The organism is Solitalea canadensis DSM 3403, from assembly GCF_000242635.2.
Classification (GTDB): Bacteria; Bacteroidota; Bacteroidia; order Sphingobacteriales; family Sphingobacteriaceae; genus Solitalea; species Solitalea canadensis.
The window spans coordinates 3,686,855-3,705,712 of sequence record NC_017770.1 but is presented as its reverse complement, the minus strand read 5'-3'; the positions used below and the strand labels follow the sequence as shown (position 1 = coordinate 3,705,712).

Below are 18,858 nucleotides of genomic sequence, written 5' to 3'. Positions count from 1 at the left end.
ATAGGGTTTATTAAAAGGGCCGGAAAATTGGCTTGTCTATAAAAAATAATAATCATCTGTTGCAAACGAATCAACTATATAGAGCAACCAATTTTCAATAAATAACCTTTTTAACCAACCTTATGAAGCAAGTGAACACCATTGTCGACCTGCTCAATTCTTTGCCTGAAATATATAAGGGCAGAGAGGTCGTTGCCGGGAAAAAAAACGGAGTTTGGGTTAAGTATTCTGCTGAAGAATTCAGAGAGAATGTAGACCTGTTGAGCCTCGGATTGTTACAATTAGGAATTGACAAGCACGATCGTGTGGGTAACATGTCGGCTAATCGTCCCGAATGGAATTTTGTAGATTTTGCGATTTTGCAAATTGATGCCACGCATGTTCCGCTTTATCCAACACTTGCAGAAAACGATCTGAAATTCATTTTAAATGATGCAGAGGTAAAGGTATTATTTGTTGCTACCAAAGAATTATATGAAAAGGTTCAACGAATTCAGCATGAGGTTCCTTCATTAACAGCGATCTATACCTATGATGATGTTGACGGAGCCCTCTCATGGGAAGCTGTTAAAGACATGGGGCGAAAAGGGGATCGATCTTCATTGAAAGAATGGAATGATAAAGTTACCCCGGATGATCTTTTAACCTTAATTTATACATCGGGCACTACCGGAAATCCTAAGGGTGTTATGTTAACGCACAGCAACCTGGTTAGCAATGTGGTTTCCTGTAATAAAATTTGTCCGCAAGGAACCCACAAGGCATTAAGCTTCTTGCCTTTGTCGCACATATTTGAGCGAATGATCGTTTACATGTATTTATCAATAGGTGTTTCGGTTTATTATGCTGAAAGCATGGATACTATTGTGGTTAACCTTGGTGAGGTAAAACCGGATTGTTTCTCAACAGTTCCTCGTTTGCTCGAAAAAGTTTACGATCGTATCGTTGCAAAAGGTAAAGAGCTAACAGGCATTAAAAAGAAACTATTCTTCTGGGCCCTTGACCTTGGGTTGAACTATGAGCACGACGACAAAAATGGCTGGTGGTATAATACTCAGCTGAAACTTGCTCGTAAACTCATCTTTTCTAAATGGCAGGCGGCATTAGGAGGCAATGTAAAAGTTATTGTTTCGGGAGGTGCGGCACTTCAGGAGCGTTTGGCAAGAGTTTTTTTTGGAGCCGGTATTCCTGTTGTAGAAGGATATGGGTTAACCGAAACCTCGCCGGTTATTGCTGTTAATACACTGCAGTCGGGAGGTAAACACTTTGGTACTGTTGGTAAAGTGATTGATGGGGTAGAGGTTAAAATTGCTGAAGATGGCGAGATCTTATGTAAGGGTCCGAATGTAATGAAAGGCTATTATAAACGTCCGGAACTAACGGCCGAGGCCATTACAGATGGATGGTTCCATACTGGTGATATCGGAGTGTTGGTAGATGAAAAATACCTTAAAATTACCGATCGTAAAAAAGAAATGTTTAAAACTGCCGGAGGTAAATACATCGCTCCTCAGTTAATTGAAAATAAGTTCAAGGAATCCATTTTTATTGAACAAATAATGGTGATGGGTGAAAATCAGCGTTTCCCTTCGGCCTTTATCGTTCCTGCTTTCACAGTGTTGAAAGAGTGGTGCGAGCGTCATCATATTAATTATACGTCAAATGAGGAAATGGTTAATCATCATGAGGTGATTGCTAAGTATCAGCAAGAAGTAGATAAATACAATGAAGATTTTGGCAAATGGGAAAGGATTAAAAAATTCATCGTATTGCCAAAAGAATGGTCGATTGACGGTGGTGAAATGACACCAAAATTAAGCCTGAAACGAAAAGTGATCTTGGAGAAAAATAAAAGTTTAGTTGAACAGATTTACTCTCGTGATGAAGAAGTAGCTATATAAGTTTATTAATAGTTTGTTTTGTGTTTGTTTATACCTCCGTGAGAAATTACGGGGGTATATTTTTTTTAAGATAAATGCCTTATTAATTTAAAATAGATTGAATAAAGTTTTTGAACTTTGCAGTTAGCGGTTATATTTGAAAGAATCCAAACGAATATGCTTATGCACATTTTTTACACATCTAATAAAATTTTATACGCTTTCTTTTTATTCATTACGGTTCTTCAAACGTCTTCTTGTGTAAAAGGTCAGTTAGGCGAAAATGTTGATGGTGAATACCATAATGGTATGGTGGTAACAGCGCATCCAGTGGCTTCCAAAGTTGGTCTTGAAATTTTGAAGAAAGGTGGCAATGCTGTAGATGCGGCAGTTGCGGTACAGTTTGCGCTAGCTGTTGTTTACCCAAATGCCGGTAATATTGGTGGTGGTGGATTTATGGTTTATCGTGCTGCTGATGGAGCTACTGATGCTCTTGATTTTCGCGAAACAGCTCCGGCTAACGCAAGTAAAGATATGTACCTTGATGCGCAAGGTAATGTTATTTCGGATTTAAGCATTTATGGACATTTGTCAGCCGGTGTGCCGGGTACAGTTGATGGAATGGTACAGGCACATAAAAAATATGGTAAGTTAAAGTGGGCCGATTTAGTTACTCCGGCAATAGAGTTAGCAAAAAATGGATTTAAAATCACAGCTATGCAGGCTCGTGAGATGAATAAGCATAAATCGGATTTTGTTAAATATAATCACCCTTCAAATACGTACCTGATTAAGAATGAAGAGTGGAAAGCAGATGATATCCTAAAACAGGAAGATTTAGCAACAACGCTTGAACTGATCAGAGATAAAGGTAGAGCTGGTTTTTACGAAGGAACGACTGCAGATAATATCGTTGGTGAGATGCAGTATGGTAAAGGTTTGATTAATAAAGATGACCTTAGAAATTATAAAGCCGTTTGGCGCAGACCGTTGGAAGGGGGATATCGTGGATATAAAGTAATCTCTATGCCTCCTCCATCGAGCGGAGGTGTGTGTTTATTGCAACTGTTAAAGATGGTGGAGCCCTACGATGTAAAAAATGCCGGATGGAATACCGAAAGAAGCGTCCAAATAATGACAGAGGCCGAACGTAGGGTATATGCTGATCGTTCTGCCTATTTGGGAGATCCAGATTATTTTCCTGTGCCTGTTAAAATGTTATTGGATCCGGTTTACCTGAATAAACGAATGAATGATTTCTCATTTGAAAAGGCTACTCCAAGCAGTAAAATAAAACCAGGAGAGTTTGGTCCGGTAGCTCCTGTATTTAATACGAAAGAAAGTGAGCAAACCACCCATTTTTCAATTGTTGATATTGAAGGAAATGCTGTGTCCATTACAACTACTCTTAATAACAGCTATGGTTCTCATGTATTCGTACAGGGTTCTGGCTTCTTATTAAATGATGAAATGGATGATTTTAGTGCAAAACCTGGAGTGCCTAATTTATACGGTGTAACAGGGGGAGAAGCAAATGCAATTCAGCCAGGTAAGCGGATGCTCAGTTCAATGACTCCCACTATTGTTGAGTATAAGGGGAAATTATTTATGGTTGTAGGAACTCCGGGAGGTTCTACTATTATCACAACAGTTTTCCAAACAATTGTAAATGTAATAGATCATGATATGAGTATGCAGGATGCTGTGGATGCCGGTCGAGTGCACTTTCAGTGGTTCCCTGATACTATTCAATATGAAAAAAAGGCGATCGACAGTGTGGTGGTTGAAAAATTGAAAACCAAAGGATATAATTTTAAAGTGAGAACTGCAATCGGACGGACGGATGCAATTTTAAAAACTCGTTGGGGTTATTACACTTCAGGTGCAGATAAAAGAGGAGATGATGCTGCTCTTGGTTGGTAGCACTGAGTCTTTATCAGAATTAATTTTTTAAAGCAAAACGCTCCGGTTCTATAAAACCAGAGCGTTTTTTTATGGCTGTTTCCCTATTAGGGATTTGTCAGAATATATTTTTGTATTTTATGCTTGCATAGTAATTTTCTTTTGTATAAATTCGCTATGCGTGCATAAGAAACCAGTTAGGCCGCTTCGACCAATATAAATAAAATATTTTAATCATCAATAAACCGTTAATAATTGAAAGAGCTCGATACAATTGATTACTATCTGAAAATCAGTTGGCAAAGCATAGCCAATAAGTACAACCAGATAGCAGCTGAATACGGTATTACCCATGCTTTTGGTTATTTGCTAATGAATGTTGCTAAAGAGGGAACAACAGTTTCTCAATTGGCTGGTTTATTAGGTCAAAAAGCAACCAGTTTGTCTCGTCTGTTAAACAGTATGGAAGAAATGGGAATGATCTATCGCGAAACTGATATCCATGATAAGCGCTTAGTGAAGATTTTTTTAACACCGTTAGGTATTGAAAAGAGAAAGGTCGCCAGCGGAGTTGTAAAAAAATTTAACGAATACCTGGCCGAAAACCTCACCGAATCGGAAAAAATGGTTTGCATTGAGGCTTTACAAAAAATAAACAGGTTAGCCCAAGACTATCAACCTGAAGAAGATTAGAAGATAATCCGATCAATCAACGATTAGTCTGTGTAATCCTAAAAAATAATCTGTGAAATCAATCAAGAAATAATAAATCGATATGAAAAGAATAATTAAAAAAGTAGCGGTGTTAGGTTCGGGAATTATGGGTTCCCGTATCGCCTGCCACTTCGCCAATATCGGGCTTGAGGTACTTTTGCTTGATATTGTTCCTAAGGAACCTTTGCCTCAGGAAGCAGCGAAAGGATTGACCTTAGAAAGTCCGGCTGTTCGAAACCGGATTGTAAACAGCTCCCTGGAAACAGCGGTAAAAACCAACCCTTCTCCTGTTTACAATAAAGAGGTTCTTAATAAAATCAGTACAGGAAACTTCGACGACAACATGAAGGATATTGCTCAGTGTGATTGGGTAATTGAAGTAGTTGTTGAAAACTTGGATATTAAAAAGAAGGTGTTTGAACAAGTTGAAAAGTTCCGTAAACCGGGTACGCTGATCACTTCAAATACTTCAGGTATTCCAATTCATATGATGGCTGAAGGCAGGAGTGATGATTTTAAAGCAAACTTCTGCGGAACGCACTTCTTTAATCCACCACGCTACCTGCGTTTATTGGAGATTATTCCAACTCCACATACAAACCCTGAAGTAATTGATTTCTTAATGCATTACGGTGATAAGTTCCTTGGAAAAACCACTGTATTGTGTAAAGATACTCCTGCGTTTATCGCTAACCGTATAGGTGTTTACGGTATCATGGCCATGCTTCATTTGGTAGAAAAAATGGAGCTGACAGTAGATGAAGTTGATAAGTTTACAGGCCCTGTTTTAGGTCGCCCGAAATCGGCAACATTCCGTACTACAGATGTTGTTGGTATGGACACTATGATCAAAGTGGCCAAAGGACTTTATGATAACTGTCCGGACGATAAAGCTCGTGAGCTGTTCAAATTGCCTGATTATGTAGCAAAAATGGAACAGAACAATTGGTTAGGCGATAAAACCGGTCAAGGGTTTTATAAGAAGATCAAAGGAGCAAATGGCAGATCAGAGATTCTTTCGTTAAATCTTAAAACATTAGCATACGAGCCACAACAAAAGGTTAAATCAGCAACATTGGAGATGTTGAAACCAATTGAGGATTTACGTGCCCGTATGAAAGCCTATTCAAAGGGAACCGATAAAGCTGGTGAGTTCTTCCGTAATTCATTTGCCGGTTTATTTGAATATGTGTCGGATCGTATTCCTGAAATTTCTGATGAGTTATATCGCATTGACGATGCAATGCGTGCAGGTTTCGGCTGGGAATTAGGTCCGTATGAGGTTTGGGATGCTTTAGGCGTTGCCGAAGGTGTTGAAATGATGAAAAAATACGGTCATGCACCTGCAGCTTGGGTAACTGAAATGCTTGCAGCCGGAAATGCTTCATTCTACAAAATTGATAACGGACAGAAATTGTACTATGATATTCCATCAAAATCATTTAAAGCAATTCCTGGTACTTCCGAATACATTGTGTTAGATACCATTCGCCCGACCAAAACAGTATGGAAAAACGCAGGAACTACTGTTACTGATTTAGGCGACGGAATTTTGAACGTTGAGTTCCACACAAAGATGAATACCATCGGCGGTGAAGTGCTTTCGGGATTAAACAAAGCAATTGAGTTAGCCGAAAAAGATTTCCGTGGATTAGTTGTTGGTAATGATGGTGGTAACTTCTCGGCCGGAGCTAACGTAGGAATGATCTTCATGATGGCTGTAGAGCAAGATTGGGATGAAGTTGATTTTGCCATCCGTCAGTTCCAAAATACCATGATGCGTGTTCGTTACTCATCGATTCCTGTCGTGGCCGCTCCTCATAACTTAACCTTAGGCGGCGGTTGTGAACTGTGTCTGCATGCCGATTTTGTTCAGGCAAATGCCGAAACCTATATGGGATTGGTGGAATTTGGTGTCGGACTAATCCCAGGAGGAGGAGGAACGAAAGAGTTTACTTTACGTGCTTCTGACGCTTTTGGTGAAGGACAAATAGAACAAAACGAACTGAAAGATCGTTTTCTAACTATAGGAATGGCAAAGGTTTCAACCTCAGGATTAGAGGCTTATGATCTTGGTTATTTGCAAAAAGACAAGTTTGATATTTCCATGAATCGCAGTCGCCTGATTGCCGATGCGAAAGCAAAAGCAATCGAATTAGCTGAGGCAGGTTATGTTCAGCCAGTTCAGCGCAAGGATATCAAAGTGTTAGGAAAATCTGGTTTAGGTATGGTTTACGCAGGTGCCAATACTATGTATTCAGGTAATTACATTTCTGAGCACGATAAAAAGATCTCAGAGAAATTAGGCTGGGTAATGTGTGGCGGAGATCTTTCTGCTCCGACTATCGTTACGGAGAAATACCTGTTAGACCTAGAGCGTGAAGCATTCCTTTCTCTCTGCGGCGAAAAGAAAACCCTGGAACGTATTCAAAGTATTTTAACGAAAGGTAAACCGTTGAGGAATTAAAAAAGTTCATAAGCGTGTCATCCTGAGGAACGAAGGATCTCTTTCCGAAGAATTACTTGAAAGAATAGCATATGCGAGACCATCAATATTTTGTTTACATCCTTACAAATAAGAACAAGGCTGTTTTATATGTAGGTGTAACTAACAATTTAGAAAGACGCCTGGTTGAGCATTATTTCGGAAAGCATTCTTTTACTAAGAAATACAACGTTCACTTTCTTATCTATTACGAGCGTTTTCAATACATAGAAGACGCAATAAATAGAGAGAAAGAACTGAAAGGATGGACTCGAGCTGAAAAAGAGAGTTTGATAGAGAATGAAAATTCTGATTGGAACTTCTGGAATGAACTGGTTATGGAGGCATGGCCACCAAGTAGAGAAATGTTAATTGAGTATAAAGAATAGCCCTGATTGTCGGAGTGAAGCATGTCGAAATAGTGCTAAAAACTAACAGATCCTTCGTGCCTCAGGATGACAAGAAAAGGGGAATTACTTTAAAGAAATCTAAAAGAAATATGGAAGCATACATTATAGCAGGATACCGCACCGCCGTTGGAAAAGCTCCTCGTGGAGTATTTCGTTTCATGCGTGCTGATGATTTGGCTGCCGAAGTGGTAGATCATCTGGTTGCGTCTGTTCCTAATTTAGATAAAGAAAAAATTGATGACGTTATTGTAGGTAACGCCACTCCGGAAGCTGAGCAAGGCTTAAATATTGGTCGTATGATCTCTTTAATGGGATTAAAGACAGATAAGGTTCCGGGGATGACTGTTAACCGTTATTGTGCATCGGGTTTAGAAACCATTGCTATTGCAGCTGCTAAGATTAAAGCAGGAATGGCCGATTGTATTGTTGCCGGAGGGGTTGAAGTAATGTCGGGCATGCCATTTGGCGGGTGGAAGATCGTTCCAAATTTTGATGTGGCTAAAAATAACCCTGATTACTATTGGGGTATGGGCTTAACAGCCGAAGCAGTGGCAAAAGAATATAATGTATCGCGTGAAGATCAGGATGCTTTTGCCTTTAACTCACACCAAAAAGCGATTAAAGCTTTGCAGAGTGGCTCACTTAAAGCGGGTGTTGTTCCTATTACTGTAAAGGAAAACTACCTGGATGCGAACATGAAGAAGAAAACCCGCGAGTATGTGGTGGATACCGATGAAGGTCCGCGTGCAGATACTGCACTAGATAAGTTAGCTAAGCTAAAGCCGGTATTCGCTGCAGATGGTTGTGTTACAGCAGGTAACTCTTCACAAACTTCAGATGGAGCTGCATTTGTATTAGTTGTTTCAGAGAAAATGCTGAAGGAATTAAATGTAGAACCGATAGCTCGTATGGTTAGTTATGGAGTTGCAGGTGTTCCACCTCGTATCATGGGTATTGGTCCGATTGAAGCTATTCCAGTTGCTTTGAAAAAAGCCGGAATGAAGAAAGAAGATATCGAGCTGATTGAGTTGAACGAAGCGTTTGCATCACAATCTTTAGCGATTATCCGTAAATTAGAATTAAACCCTGATATCGTGAATGTTAACGGAGGAGCGATTGCATTAGGTCACCCATTGGGCTGTACTGGCGCAAAATTAACCGTTCAAGTGTTAAATGAACTTCGCGAGCGTAAGCAAAAATATGGTATGGTAACCATGTGTGTAGGTACAGGGCAAGGTGCAGCAGGAATTTTTGAATTAATGTAAAGAGATGTGAGATATGGGATTTGAGATAGGAGAACCAACTAATCAATAGATTGCTCTTATCTCAGATTTCAGGTCTCAAATCAATCAATAATAAAACTAAGATCTTATGTCTCAAATCTCAAATCTAAACAAAATTAAAGGTGGCGAATTCTTAATCAAAGAAACGGAAGCTGCTGATATATTCATTCCGGAGCAATGGGATGAGGAACAATTAATGATTGCTAAAACGTGTGCTGATTTCCTGGAAGCAGAGGTTTATCCAAAATTAGATGCCCTTGACAACCATGAAGAGGGATTAATGGAGAGCTTAATGGATAAGGCAGGTGAGTTGGGTATTTTAGGGGTTTCTGTACCTGAGGAATACGGAGGTTTTGGCAAAAGCTTTAACACTTCAATGTTAGTTGCTGAAGTGATTGGTGCAGGTCATTCTTTTGCAGTTGCTATGTCTGCTCATACTGGCATTGGTACACTGCCAATTTTATATTACGGTAATGCTGAGCAGAAAGCTAAATATGTTCCGAAGTTAGCAACAGGTGAGTGGAAGGCTGCTTACTGTTTAACAGAACCAAATTCAGGCTCGGATGCTAACTCAGGTAAAACCAAAGCGGTTTTAAGTCCGGATGGTAAACATTATGTGATCAATGGTCAGAAAATGTGGATCACCAATGGTGGTTTTGCTGATATTTTCATCGTATTTGCAAAAATCGATGATGACGAAAACTTATCCGCATTCATCGTAGAACGTGGCTTTGGTGGCATTACCATGAACCCTGAAGAGCACAAAATGGGTATCAAAGGTTCATCAACCCGTCAGATCTTCTTCAATGACTGTCATGTGCCTGTTGAGAATTTGCTTTCTGAAAGAGGTAATGGCTTTAAGATCGCCGTAAACATCCTTAATATTGGCCGTATTAAATTAGCCGGCGCTGCAATTGGTGCATCTAAGGCAGTGGTTGATAAAGCGGTTAATTATTCAAATGAGCGCATTCAGTTTAAGTTGCCTATTTCTAAGTTTGGCGCCATCCGTTATAAAATAGCGGAAATGGCCACTAAAATCTATGCGGTTGAGTCCGCAATGTATCGTGCCGGTCAGAACATCGACGATGCTTATGATGCATTAGTAGCAGATGGAATGGAGCCAGGCAAAGCTAAATTGAAAAGTACTGAACAATTTGCTGTTGAGTGTGCAATTTTGAAAGTTTATGGTTCCGAAGCCTTGGATTATGTAACCGACGAAGGGGTGCAGATTTACGGTGGTATGGGATTCTCTGCCGAGGCTCCTATGGACCGTGCTTACCGCGACTCACGTATCAACCGTATTTTCGAAGGAACAAACGAAATTAACCGTTTGTTAACCGTTGATATGATGTTGAAGCGCGCAATGAAGGGCGAACTTAATTTAATGGGACCTGCTCAGGCTGTAGCGCAGGAATTAATGTCGATACCTGACTTTAATCAGGAGGATGAGGGATTATTCGCTTATGAAAAACGCCTGATCAAAAACATTAAAAAAGCCACATTAATGGCTGCAGGTGCTGCTGTTCAGAAACTAATGATGACATTAGGTAAAGAGCAGGAGATCTTGATGAATATTGCCGATATGGCTTCATTAGCTTACGTGGCAGAATCAGCGTTGTTACGTACCGAAAAATTAATCGGTATTCGTGGCGAAGAAGCGTGTGCTACACAGATCGACATGGTTCGTATTTATTTGAACGAAGCAATGGATCAGGTTTGGTTACATGGTAAAGAAGCGTTGAATTCATTTGCAGAAGGTGATGAGTTACGCATGATGATGATGGGCTTGAAACGTTTCACTAAAACGGAGCCTTTCAATGTAAAAGATGCTCGTCAACGAGTAGCAAAGGTTGTTATTGAAAAAAATAAATATCCTTTTTAATCTACAAAAAAGTGCGATTGGAATACAGAAACGGCGAAATAGTATTATTTCGCCGTTCTTTATTGGTAATCCCACAAAAAAAAGATTTTTATAAGTAGCCGATTCAGAGCATATTTGCGTTTAAATACTTTTGTTTTAGAGATTCGATTTAAATAGAGTAAGATTAAGTATGAAGAAACTGTTTCCCATTTTTTTAGTAGCTGCGGGTTTGTTTTTGAGTTTTTGTGGAAAAGATCCGTATGCTCCCATATGTTCGAATGAATATTCGGCAGCGCAAGATTCGGCTGACCGTAAAGCCATTCGTGAATTTGTTGCGCGTAAAGGTATGACAGGTGTTAAAACTACATCATCAGGATTGTCTTATTTTATTTATGAAGAAGGTGAAGGTCAATCACCTCGCCCAACTTCCGTTGTTAGAGTAGACTATAGAGGATCTATGGTTTCAGATACAACAGGAAAAGCATTTGACTCTTCAGGTGTTCATACCGCTTTAGGATTGAATCAGGTTATTAAAGGATGGACCGAAGGTTTACAGTTAATAAAGGCAGGCGGCAGAATTCGTTTAATGATTCCGTCTCATCTTGCTTATGGCAGCTGTGGAAGTGGTTCCATTCCTCCAAATACACCACTGGTATTTGATGTAAGATTAGTTGAAATAGCAAAATACTAATAATCAAAAGACAAGTAGCAAGGCCCGTTTAACGGGCCTTGCTTTTTTATTGCTCGTTTTGTTTCCTGTAAACCCCAAAAAAGTTGATAAATAAAGTGTTACATATATAAATAAGTGGAATTTATTCGGTAAATTATAATAACCTAATAATCCCATTATGAAAAACCTACTTCTCTTCTCATTTTTAGCTCTTGTACTGGTTACATCTTGCAAAAAAGACAACTACGATCCTCTTGCACAACAACGAGAGGAAGAACGTAAGTTCAATGAACAGTTGGCGAAGGATACTGTGATCATTTCTAATTTCTTAAAACAGAACGAACTACCCTATCAACGGAGCAAAGAAGGCGTATACTATAAAATTGTTGAGCCAGGAGTAGGTTCAATCGTTTATAATGCGACTACAAAAATCCAGGTTAAATTTAGAGCCTTGTTGTTAGACGGTACAGTGATTGATGAAAGTGCAAAGGATACGCCTGTTACCTATACACTGGGCGATCTGATTGCAGGATTTCAAATTGGCGTTCCATTAATACAGCCTGGTGGTAAAGTTATTCTGTATATACCGTCCGGTTATGTATTCGGCACGCGGGCAATAGTTGATAACTCCGGAAAGCAGATAGCTCCGCCAAACTCCAACTTTATATTTGAACTCGAATTAGTGCAGGCGATTTAGGAGTTATTTACGCAGCGCTTGCTTATAAACGTTTAAACAACGTTCACGGGCAAACTTATGTTCAATGATAGGAGATGGGTAGTTGAGCTCTCTAAATTCAGGTACCCATTTTTTTATGTATTCCAATTGCGGATCAAATTTTTTGGTTTGTTCATCAGGGTTAAATATCCTAAAATACGGTGCGGCGTCGCATCCGGAACTGGCAGCCCATTGCCACCCTCCATTGTTACTAGACAACTCAAAATCTAATAGCTTCTTCGCAAAGTAAGCTTCACCCCAACGCCAGTCGATCAATAAATGCTTGGTTAAGAAGCTGGCAACTATCATTCGAACTCGGTTATGCATAAAACCCGTTGTATTCAATTGGCGCATTCCTGCGTCAACAATTGGGTAGCCGGTTTTTCCTTCACACCACCGTCTAAACTCTTCTTCATTATTTCGCCATTGAATATGATCATAGGCAGGCTTAAAAGCTTTACTAACCACATACGGAAAATGCCACAATATCATAAAATAGAAATCTCGCCAAATGAGCTCGTTTAACCAGGCTAAAGAATTAGCTTCATAGGCCTTACGGGCTAATCTTCGGATGCTAACAGTTCCAAAACGGAGGTGTATACTTATTCTTGAAGTACCATTGATTGCCGGGAAATCTCTATGTTGAGTATAATTTTCGAGGATACGTTCAAATTCTTTTTTAGGAAAGTCAATTGTTGCTCTGTTGAAACCGATTGCTTTCAAAGTAGGTAACTTAAATGCAGTTGTTTTATATAAGAATTGCAGATATCTCTCGGATGGGTATGGTTTCAAATAGAAATCCTTAAGGTGCTGCATCCACCTGTTTTTGTAGGGGGTAAACACTGTATAAGGTGATCCATCATTTTTTAATACCTCTTTCTTTTCGAAGATGGCCTGATCTTTAAATGTAATAAACTCTATCCCCGATTGTTGTAATAACTCTTTTATTGATTGGTCTCGTTGAGTGGCATAAGGCTCATAGTCATGATTTGCGTAAACGGTTTTGATCGGATATTCTTGTATTAATTCGGTCCATATGGCTGACGGAGTGCCATGTTTTACCAATAAACTACTTCCTAATTTTACTAATTCATCGTTAAGAGCACATAATTGGTCATGTATAAAAGTTACCCGTGCATCATTCTTGTCCTCAAGTTGATTAAGAATAGTAGTGTCAAAAATAAAAAGTAACAGAACAGGTGAGGCTTGTTTCAAGGCATGATATAAGGCTGCATTATCCTCCAGACGTAAATCGCGACGAAGCCAGCAAACAGTTATTGAATCACACATAAATGGAGAATTTGTAATTAGCGGTAAATTGCTTGTAAAGCATTTGACAATTCACCGTATTCAAATTTAAAGCCTGTTTGAATTGTTTTGTTGGCAGAACATTTAGTGCTGTCCAGCACTATTTTACTCATTTCTCCCAATACAAGCTTTAAGGCAAATGCAGGAACATTTGGCAACCATAACTTTTTTTTCAGTGTTGCAGCAACTGTTTTAGTAAATTCAGTATTGGTTACAGACAAAGGAGAACAGGCATTATAGACGCCAATCATTGTATTGTTCTCAAATGCTGTAATGTATAAGCGACAAAGGTCATCGATATGAATCCAGCTGATCCATTGTTTTCCTGTTCCCAATGCTGCTCCTAAACCTAATTTTATGGGTTTAGTAATCTGAGGTAGAGCGCCTTCATTTTTATCAAGCACCATTCCTGTTCTTATTTTTACAGTTCGAATGCTTAATTGGTTAAATTTATCTGCTGCACGTTCCCATTTCTGACAACAAAGACTTAGGAATTCATTCGTTGGGGGAGCACTTTCGTTTAGAAGTTCGTTGTCTCGATCTCCATAATATCCAACTGCTGAAGCGGAGACAAAGCAATCCAATTTTTTAGCTGAATTTTTTACTTTAGAATAGAGCAGGTTTATCCCATCAACTCTGCTATGAATAATTTCTTCTTTTCGTTTATCCGACCAATGTTTATCTGCAATTCCGGCACCAGCTAAACTGATTATAACATCAGCAAACTCAATGGCAGCTTCATCTATTATTTCTTTAGGGATATCCCAGTTAAAAACTTTTATGTTTCCCTCCATAGCAGAGTCGGATCTTGAAAGCCAGCCTACGTTATAGCCCTTCTCTTGCAAGATGGTTGTTAAACGTTTGCCAACCAAACCACTACCTCCGGTTATGAGAATATTTTTTGCCATAGTTCAGATAAAGAAAATATCGGGCCAAGATGAAAATGATAAAGTGTAATATCCCTGATTGTTTACGGTTTTAAAACTATTAAGAATTACTTTTGTTTGCTTTTTTTATTAAGCGATTTCAAATTGTATGGAGCATAAGTTAAGATACAGCAAACATATTTTTGTTTGCACCAATGAGCGCGCACCAGGTACACGGGTATGCTGTGGGGAGAAGAACGGTTTAGCACTGGTAGCCGCATTTAAAAAAGTAATTAAAGATAAAGGATTATCAACAGAAGTGAGGGCGCAGAAGGCCGGATGCTTAGAAACCTGTGAGCTTGGACCATCGGTAGTAGTATATCCCGAAGGTATCTTTTATGGTAAGGTACAATTAGAGGACGTGGAAGAAATCGTTAATGAGCATATCCTAAACAATAGAGTAGTAGAACGCTTGGTAATGGATATGGAACTGCTTGATCAGTTGCAGGCAAAGTAATGGGGGAGGGTGGAAAATAAACTGTGTCAACCATTATTATTGTTATTGTTGAGGAGTTGGAATGTGGTAAACTCTTTTCGAGTTTTCCATATTTCAACACCTTTGTTTGTTAGTTCAAATCTAACTTCATTCTTCCATCAAACCAAATGGCCAGGTGAGAGGCGGTTTGGGCCCAGTTGGTCAGCGGCATGGTCCATTTCTGGCTGATGTTGCCATGGGCCAGATAAATCAATTTGATCAGGGCCGTGTCCGAGGTGAAGGCGCCTTTGGTTTTGGTCACTTTGCGTACCTGCCGATGAAAGCCTTCAATGGTATTGGTCGTATAGATCAAACGTCGGATAGCCACATCGTATTTGAAATACGTACTAAGCTTTTCCCAGTTATGGCGCCAGGACTGCAAGACCACCGGATACTTCCTGCCCCATTTCTCCTCCAGTTCCTCCAGCCGTAATTCGGCCAGATCTTTGTTTACAGCCTGGTAAACAGGCTTCAGGTCTTTCATGAACTCTTTTTGATCTTTAGAGGCCACGTATTTCAGACTGTTGCGGATTTGATGAACGATGCAGGTTTGTACTTCTGTTTCGGTAAAAACAGCGTTAATGGCTTCTGCAAAGCCTTTTAAGTTATCAATGCAGGCGATCAGGATGTCGCTGACTCCACGGTTCTTTAAATCGGTCAGTACGCCCAGCCAGAAATTGGCGCCTTCACTTTGCGAGACGTACATGCCCAATAGCTCTTTTTTACCATAACGATTGATGCCCAGAATGTTGTAAACAGCCCGCGATACCACCCGGTTATCTTCTTTCACCTTATAATGCATGGCATCCAGCCAAACGATAGTGTACAGTTCTTCCAAAGGACGGCTTTGCCATTCTTTTATCTGCGGGAGGATCTTGTCGGTAATGGCGCTCAGGGTGGCGTGGGAGATGTCCGTGTCATACATATCCTTGATGTGTTTGGAGATGTCCCGGAAGCTCATCCCCAGGCCGTACATCCCCAGTATCTTGGACTCTAGGCTTTCGGCCAGGATGGTTTCCCGTTTTCGGATCAGTTCGGGTTCAAAGGTGCCGGTTCGGTCGCGGGGAGTCTCGATGGTCAGCGTTCCATCGGACGTTTTGAGTTGCTTTTGGCCTTTGCCATTCTTCCGATTGCCCGAGTTGCGTTCCTCCTCATCCAAATGGCCCTCTAACTCTGCTTGCAAGGCGGCTTCTAAAAAATGTTTCAGCAATGGTGCGAATGCCCCTTCTTTGCCGTACAGAGACTTACCTGAGCGAAACTGCTCCAAGGCTTTCTTCTTAATAAACTCTAAATCAAATTCTGGTGTTTCCATAAAAAACTGTGTTAAAGGTCTTAATTCTTTCTAACCTTTGACACAGTTTATTTTCCACCCTCTAATGGGGTGTTGATATTACCTCATATTTACACCCCTAACCTCTCCCGATTTCAGTTAGAAGGGTTAGGGGTGTATTCTATGTAAACCTAAAAATCAGTTTTACAATCCCTGATTTGATGTCCTAAGTCGTCAATAATCATCTCATGTACTTCGATGAGGTGTTTAACAACATCTCCGATCGATATCATCCCAACTAGTTCAAAATTATCTTCTACTGGTAAATGCCTAAGCCGATTGCAGGTCATAACTTCCATGCATTCTTCCACCTCATCATTTGGAGTAGTGGTAAATAGGTGGTCGCTCATAATTTCTCTTACACGGGTTTCTTTCGATGCTCGTCCTTTCAAAATTACTTTGCGCGCATAGTCGCGTTCGGTGAAGATGCCAATATGACGCCCATGATCTGTTACTACTAATGCCCCAATGTTCTTTTCTATTAGATCCTCTAAAGCATCGTATACGGTTTCTTCTGCATCAATGGTGTAAACCGTATTGCCCTTTTTGGCTAAAATGTCTTTTACCTTAAGCATACTTGTACAGTTTACTTAAATATAAAAAATATAACGGTTATTACACAGATAATTAAATGTTTAACAAGATTAATTGAGCGTGATTTTAACGCTTGATGCGCTGTTAGTTTATTGCTTGTTTTAATGCTTCATCATAGCTAAGCAAGGGTACTTTTACGATTTCACGTATCCTGTTATCGGCACAAACAAGTCCGTTTTTCATACTGCTGATTAACTTTTTAGCAGAGGAAAGCGAAATGTCGGTTAAACCAAATAACCAATATGCAGATAATTGGGTGGCAGAAACAGGAGCACATATAACCGGACGATGGAGTTTGGCCAATTGAAGATAAGTTAACAGAATTTGCTTATACGAAAGGATATCTGGTCCGCCAATATCAAATTGTTGATTGAATGTTTTTTTGTTGCCTAAAACGCCCTCTAAGTATTGGAGTACGTTTTGAAGCGCTATCGGCTGACAATTATTATTGAACCACTGAGGAGTAATGATAACAGGGGCTTTTTTTGCCAAGGTTCTGATAATTTCAACTGAAGTACTTTCCGTGCCTATAATAGGACCTGTTCTTAAAATGGTGTGAGGAATTGAACTGGATTTTAGTCTGTTCTCAAGATTTAACGCTGGACCGGTATCACTATTAACAAGGCTACTTAGAAATATCAGTTGCTGACACGACGTATTTTTAAGTATGGAAATAAAATTATGAGCACAAAGATTTTCCATGTGATGAAAATCTTCATGAATGGCACCTGTAGAATGGGCAAGGTAATAAGCGGCGTCAATATCGGTCGGGAGATTTGCTAATGAACCTGCTTTTAAAAGATCTCCTTCAATAATATGTAGCTGATCGCTAAACTTATTTTTTTCATGGAAACGTTTCTTGTTCCGAACGAAACAGAATATTTCATGTCCTTTTTCGATTAGTAATGGCAATAAATGCGTTCCTATATATCCGTTAACACCTGAAAAAAGTACTTTCATGTAATCCTAAGCTTTTATCACGTGAGGTTTATAGGTATCCGTTTTTACTTTTGCACCCAGTTCATGCAAAATATTGTAAAGGCCAAAGTTGGTACGGTTGGTATAAATAAAATGCTTTACTCCGCGAGCTTGTTTAAATTCTGGCATTTTTGATGCTCTTTCACCTAATATGAATAACTCTTCAAAATACCCCGGTTTACTAAAATCAAACTCTTTTTGCACGTAAGGTCTCGCAAAAAGGCCAATCATTTCCCGATAATTTTCATAATAAAAATCCACCATTTCTGGGGTGTCATCTTCAAAAATCATTTCCAACTGCTTAAAATAATCGATCGTTAACTCTCGATCTTCAAACGGGTTGGCAACGAAAGCAAAAAAAGGATAATAAAAATTATCAGGTAGCTCTTTGATGCAACCAAAATCAATAATGCCAAGTTTTTTCTCTGGTGTAATAAGAAAGTTCCCGGGATGTGGATCTGCGTGGACTGCTCTCAGCTCGTGTTGCTGGAAATTATAAAAATCCCACAGTGCTTGTCCAATCATGTTACGTTCTGCCTGAGAGGGGTTAGTATTAAGGTATTCGCGTAAATGAAGACCCTCTATCCAATCCATAGTAATTATGCGTTTGCTCGAGAACTGTGGATAATAAGTCGGAAATACAATGTTATCCAGGTGCGCGCATTCACGTGCAAAATATTGTGAACGATTAACCTCCAATTCGTAATCGGTTTCTTCTAAGAGCTTCTCCTCAACCTCCCTCATGTAAACAGCTAATTCGGCTTCGCTCATTCCCAGTAACCTGAATGCAAAAGGTTTTACCATTTTAAGGTCAGAACTGATGCTGTCGCCAACTCCCGGATATTGAATCTTTACTGCAAGTTTCTTTCCGTTTAAGCTTGCTTTATGCACCTGTCCGATGGAGGCAGCATGTGTTGATTTAAGATTAAAGGAGTCATAAATCTTATCAGGTGTTTTTCCAAAGAATTTAGTGAATGTCCGAATAATCAGCGGTCCGGAAAGAGGTGGGGCGCTATATTGAGCTTGTGAAAACTGATCTGAATAGGCTTTGGGTAAAATATTTTTATCCATGCTTAACATCTGTGCAATTTTTAAGGCACTGCCTTTCAACTGACTCAACGCATTATAGATATCAGCAGCATTGTTCTCATTTAGCTCATCTCTTGTATGTTCAGGATTGACTAATTTCTTTGAGTAATGCTTTATATAATTGACTCCCACTTTAGCACCTGTAGTAACGAACTTAACAGATCGTTCTACTTTTGACACGGGGATACTGCTTTGCTCTTTCATTATTTTTAAGAGGGATTACACCGATTATAGAGGA

16 protein-coding genes are annotated in these 18,858 nt (G+C 39.6%); 10 read left to right on the top strand and 6 right to left on the bottom strand.

Annotated elements, in window-relative coordinates:
• Positions 1-122 precede the first annotated feature (122 nt).
• From SOLCA_RS15380 to SOLCA_RS15340, 9 genes are all read left to right on the top strand, one after another.
• Positions 123-1,901 carry an AMP-dependent synthetase/ligase gene (locus tag SOLCA_RS15380; RefSeq protein ID WP_014681384.1) on the top strand — a complete coding sequence of 593 codons (1,779 nt, stop codon included), beginning with the start codon at positions 123-125 and terminating at the stop codon, positions 1,899-1,901.
• A gap of 162 nt (positions 1,902-2,063) precedes the next feature.
• Positions 2,064-3,803, top strand: a complete 1,740-nt coding sequence (gene ggt, locus SOLCA_RS15375; RefSeq protein WP_042481437.1) for a gamma-glutamyltransferase — start codon at positions 2,064-2,066, stop codon at positions 3,801-3,803.
• 234 nt (positions 3,804-4,037) lie between these two features.
• On the top strand, positions 4,038-4,475 hold the full coding sequence (locus tag SOLCA_RS15370) for a MarR family winged helix-turn-helix transcriptional regulator (protein ID WP_014681382.1): 438 nt from the start codon (positions 4,038-4,040) through the stop codon (positions 4,473-4,475).
• Positions 4,476-4,557: 82 nt separating this feature from the next.
• Positions 4,558-6,963, top strand: a complete 2,406-nt coding sequence (locus tag SOLCA_RS15365; protein WP_014681381.1) for a 3-hydroxyacyl-CoA dehydrogenase/enoyl-CoA hydratase family protein — start codon at positions 4,558-4,560, stop codon at positions 6,961-6,963.
• Positions 6,964-7,034: 71 nt separating this feature from the next.
• Positions 7,035-7,370, top strand: a complete 336-nt coding sequence (locus tag SOLCA_RS15360; RefSeq protein ID WP_014681380.1) for a GIY-YIG nuclease family protein — start codon at positions 7,035-7,037, stop codon at positions 7,368-7,370.
• Between the two features lie 110 nt (positions 7,371-7,480).
• A complete protein-coding gene (locus SOLCA_RS15355) occupies positions 7,481-8,656 on the top strand; it encodes an acetyl-CoA C-acyltransferase (protein ID WP_014681379.1) in 1,176 nt (391 codons plus the stop codon).
• A 106-nt stretch (positions 8,657-8,762) separates the two neighbouring features.
• Positions 8,763-10,556 carry an acyl-CoA dehydrogenase family protein gene (locus SOLCA_RS15350; RefSeq protein ID WP_014681378.1) on the top strand — a complete coding sequence of 598 codons (1,794 nt, stop codon included), beginning with the start codon at positions 8,763-8,765 and terminating at the stop codon, positions 10,554-10,556.
• A 169-nt stretch (positions 10,557-10,725) separates the two neighbouring features.
• Complete coding sequence (locus tag SOLCA_RS15345) at positions 10,726-11,226, top strand: FKBP-type peptidyl-prolyl cis-trans isomerase (protein ID WP_014681377.1); 501 nt, start codon at positions 10,726-10,728, stop codon at positions 11,224-11,226.
• A 157-nt stretch (positions 11,227-11,383) separates the two neighbouring features.
• Entirely contained in the window at positions 11,384-11,902 is a 519-nt protein-coding gene (locus SOLCA_RS15340; protein ID WP_014681376.1) for an FKBP-type peptidyl-prolyl cis-trans isomerase, read from the top strand.
• A 3-nt stretch (positions 11,903-11,905) separates the two neighbouring features.
• Here the strand turns inward: SOLCA_RS15340 and SOLCA_RS15335 are convergent, their stop codons facing one another.
• Entirely contained in the window at positions 11,906-13,210 is a 1,305-nt protein-coding gene (locus SOLCA_RS15335) for a cryptochrome/photolyase family protein (RefSeq protein ID WP_014681375.1), read from the bottom strand.
• Between the two features lie 17 nt (positions 13,211-13,227).
• Positions 13,228-14,136 carry a TIGR01777 family oxidoreductase gene (locus SOLCA_RS15330; RefSeq protein WP_014681374.1) on the bottom strand — a complete coding sequence of 303 codons (909 nt, stop codon included), beginning with the start codon at positions 14,134-14,136 and terminating at the stop codon, positions 13,228-13,230.
• Between the two features lie 127 nt (positions 14,137-14,263).
• Between SOLCA_RS15330 and SOLCA_RS15325 the strand changes: the two genes are divergently transcribed.
• Positions 14,264-14,611 (top strand): (2Fe-2S) ferredoxin domain-containing protein, encoded by a 348-nt coding sequence (locus SOLCA_RS15325; RefSeq protein WP_014681373.1) that lies wholly within the window; start codon positions 14,264-14,266, stop codon positions 14,609-14,611.
• Positions 14,612-14,720: 109 nt separating this feature from the next.
• Here the strand turns inward: SOLCA_RS15325 and SOLCA_RS15320 are convergent, their stop codons facing one another.
• From SOLCA_RS15320 to SOLCA_RS15305, 4 genes are all read right to left on the bottom strand, one after another.
• Entirely contained in the window at positions 14,721-15,941 is a 1,221-nt protein-coding gene (locus tag SOLCA_RS15320; RefSeq protein WP_014681035.1) for an IS256 family transposase, read from the bottom strand.
• Between the two features lie 149 nt (positions 15,942-16,090).
• Positions 16,091-16,534 carry a CBS domain-containing protein gene (locus tag SOLCA_RS15315; RefSeq protein ID WP_014681372.1) on the bottom strand — a complete coding sequence of 148 codons (444 nt, stop codon included), beginning with the start codon at positions 16,532-16,534 and terminating at the stop codon, positions 16,091-16,093.
• Positions 16,535-16,637: 103 nt separating this feature from the next.
• Positions 16,638-17,513, bottom strand: a complete 876-nt coding sequence (locus SOLCA_RS15310) for an NAD(P)H-binding protein (RefSeq protein WP_014681371.1) — start codon at positions 17,511-17,513, stop codon at positions 16,638-16,640.
• Between the two features lie 6 nt (positions 17,514-17,519).
• Positions 17,520-18,824, bottom strand: coding sequence for an ABC1 kinase family protein (locus tag SOLCA_RS15305; RefSeq protein ID WP_014681370.1), 1,305 nt, complete (start codon positions 18,822-18,824; stop codon positions 17,520-17,522).
• Between the last annotated feature and the right edge of the window lie 34 nt (positions 18,825-18,858).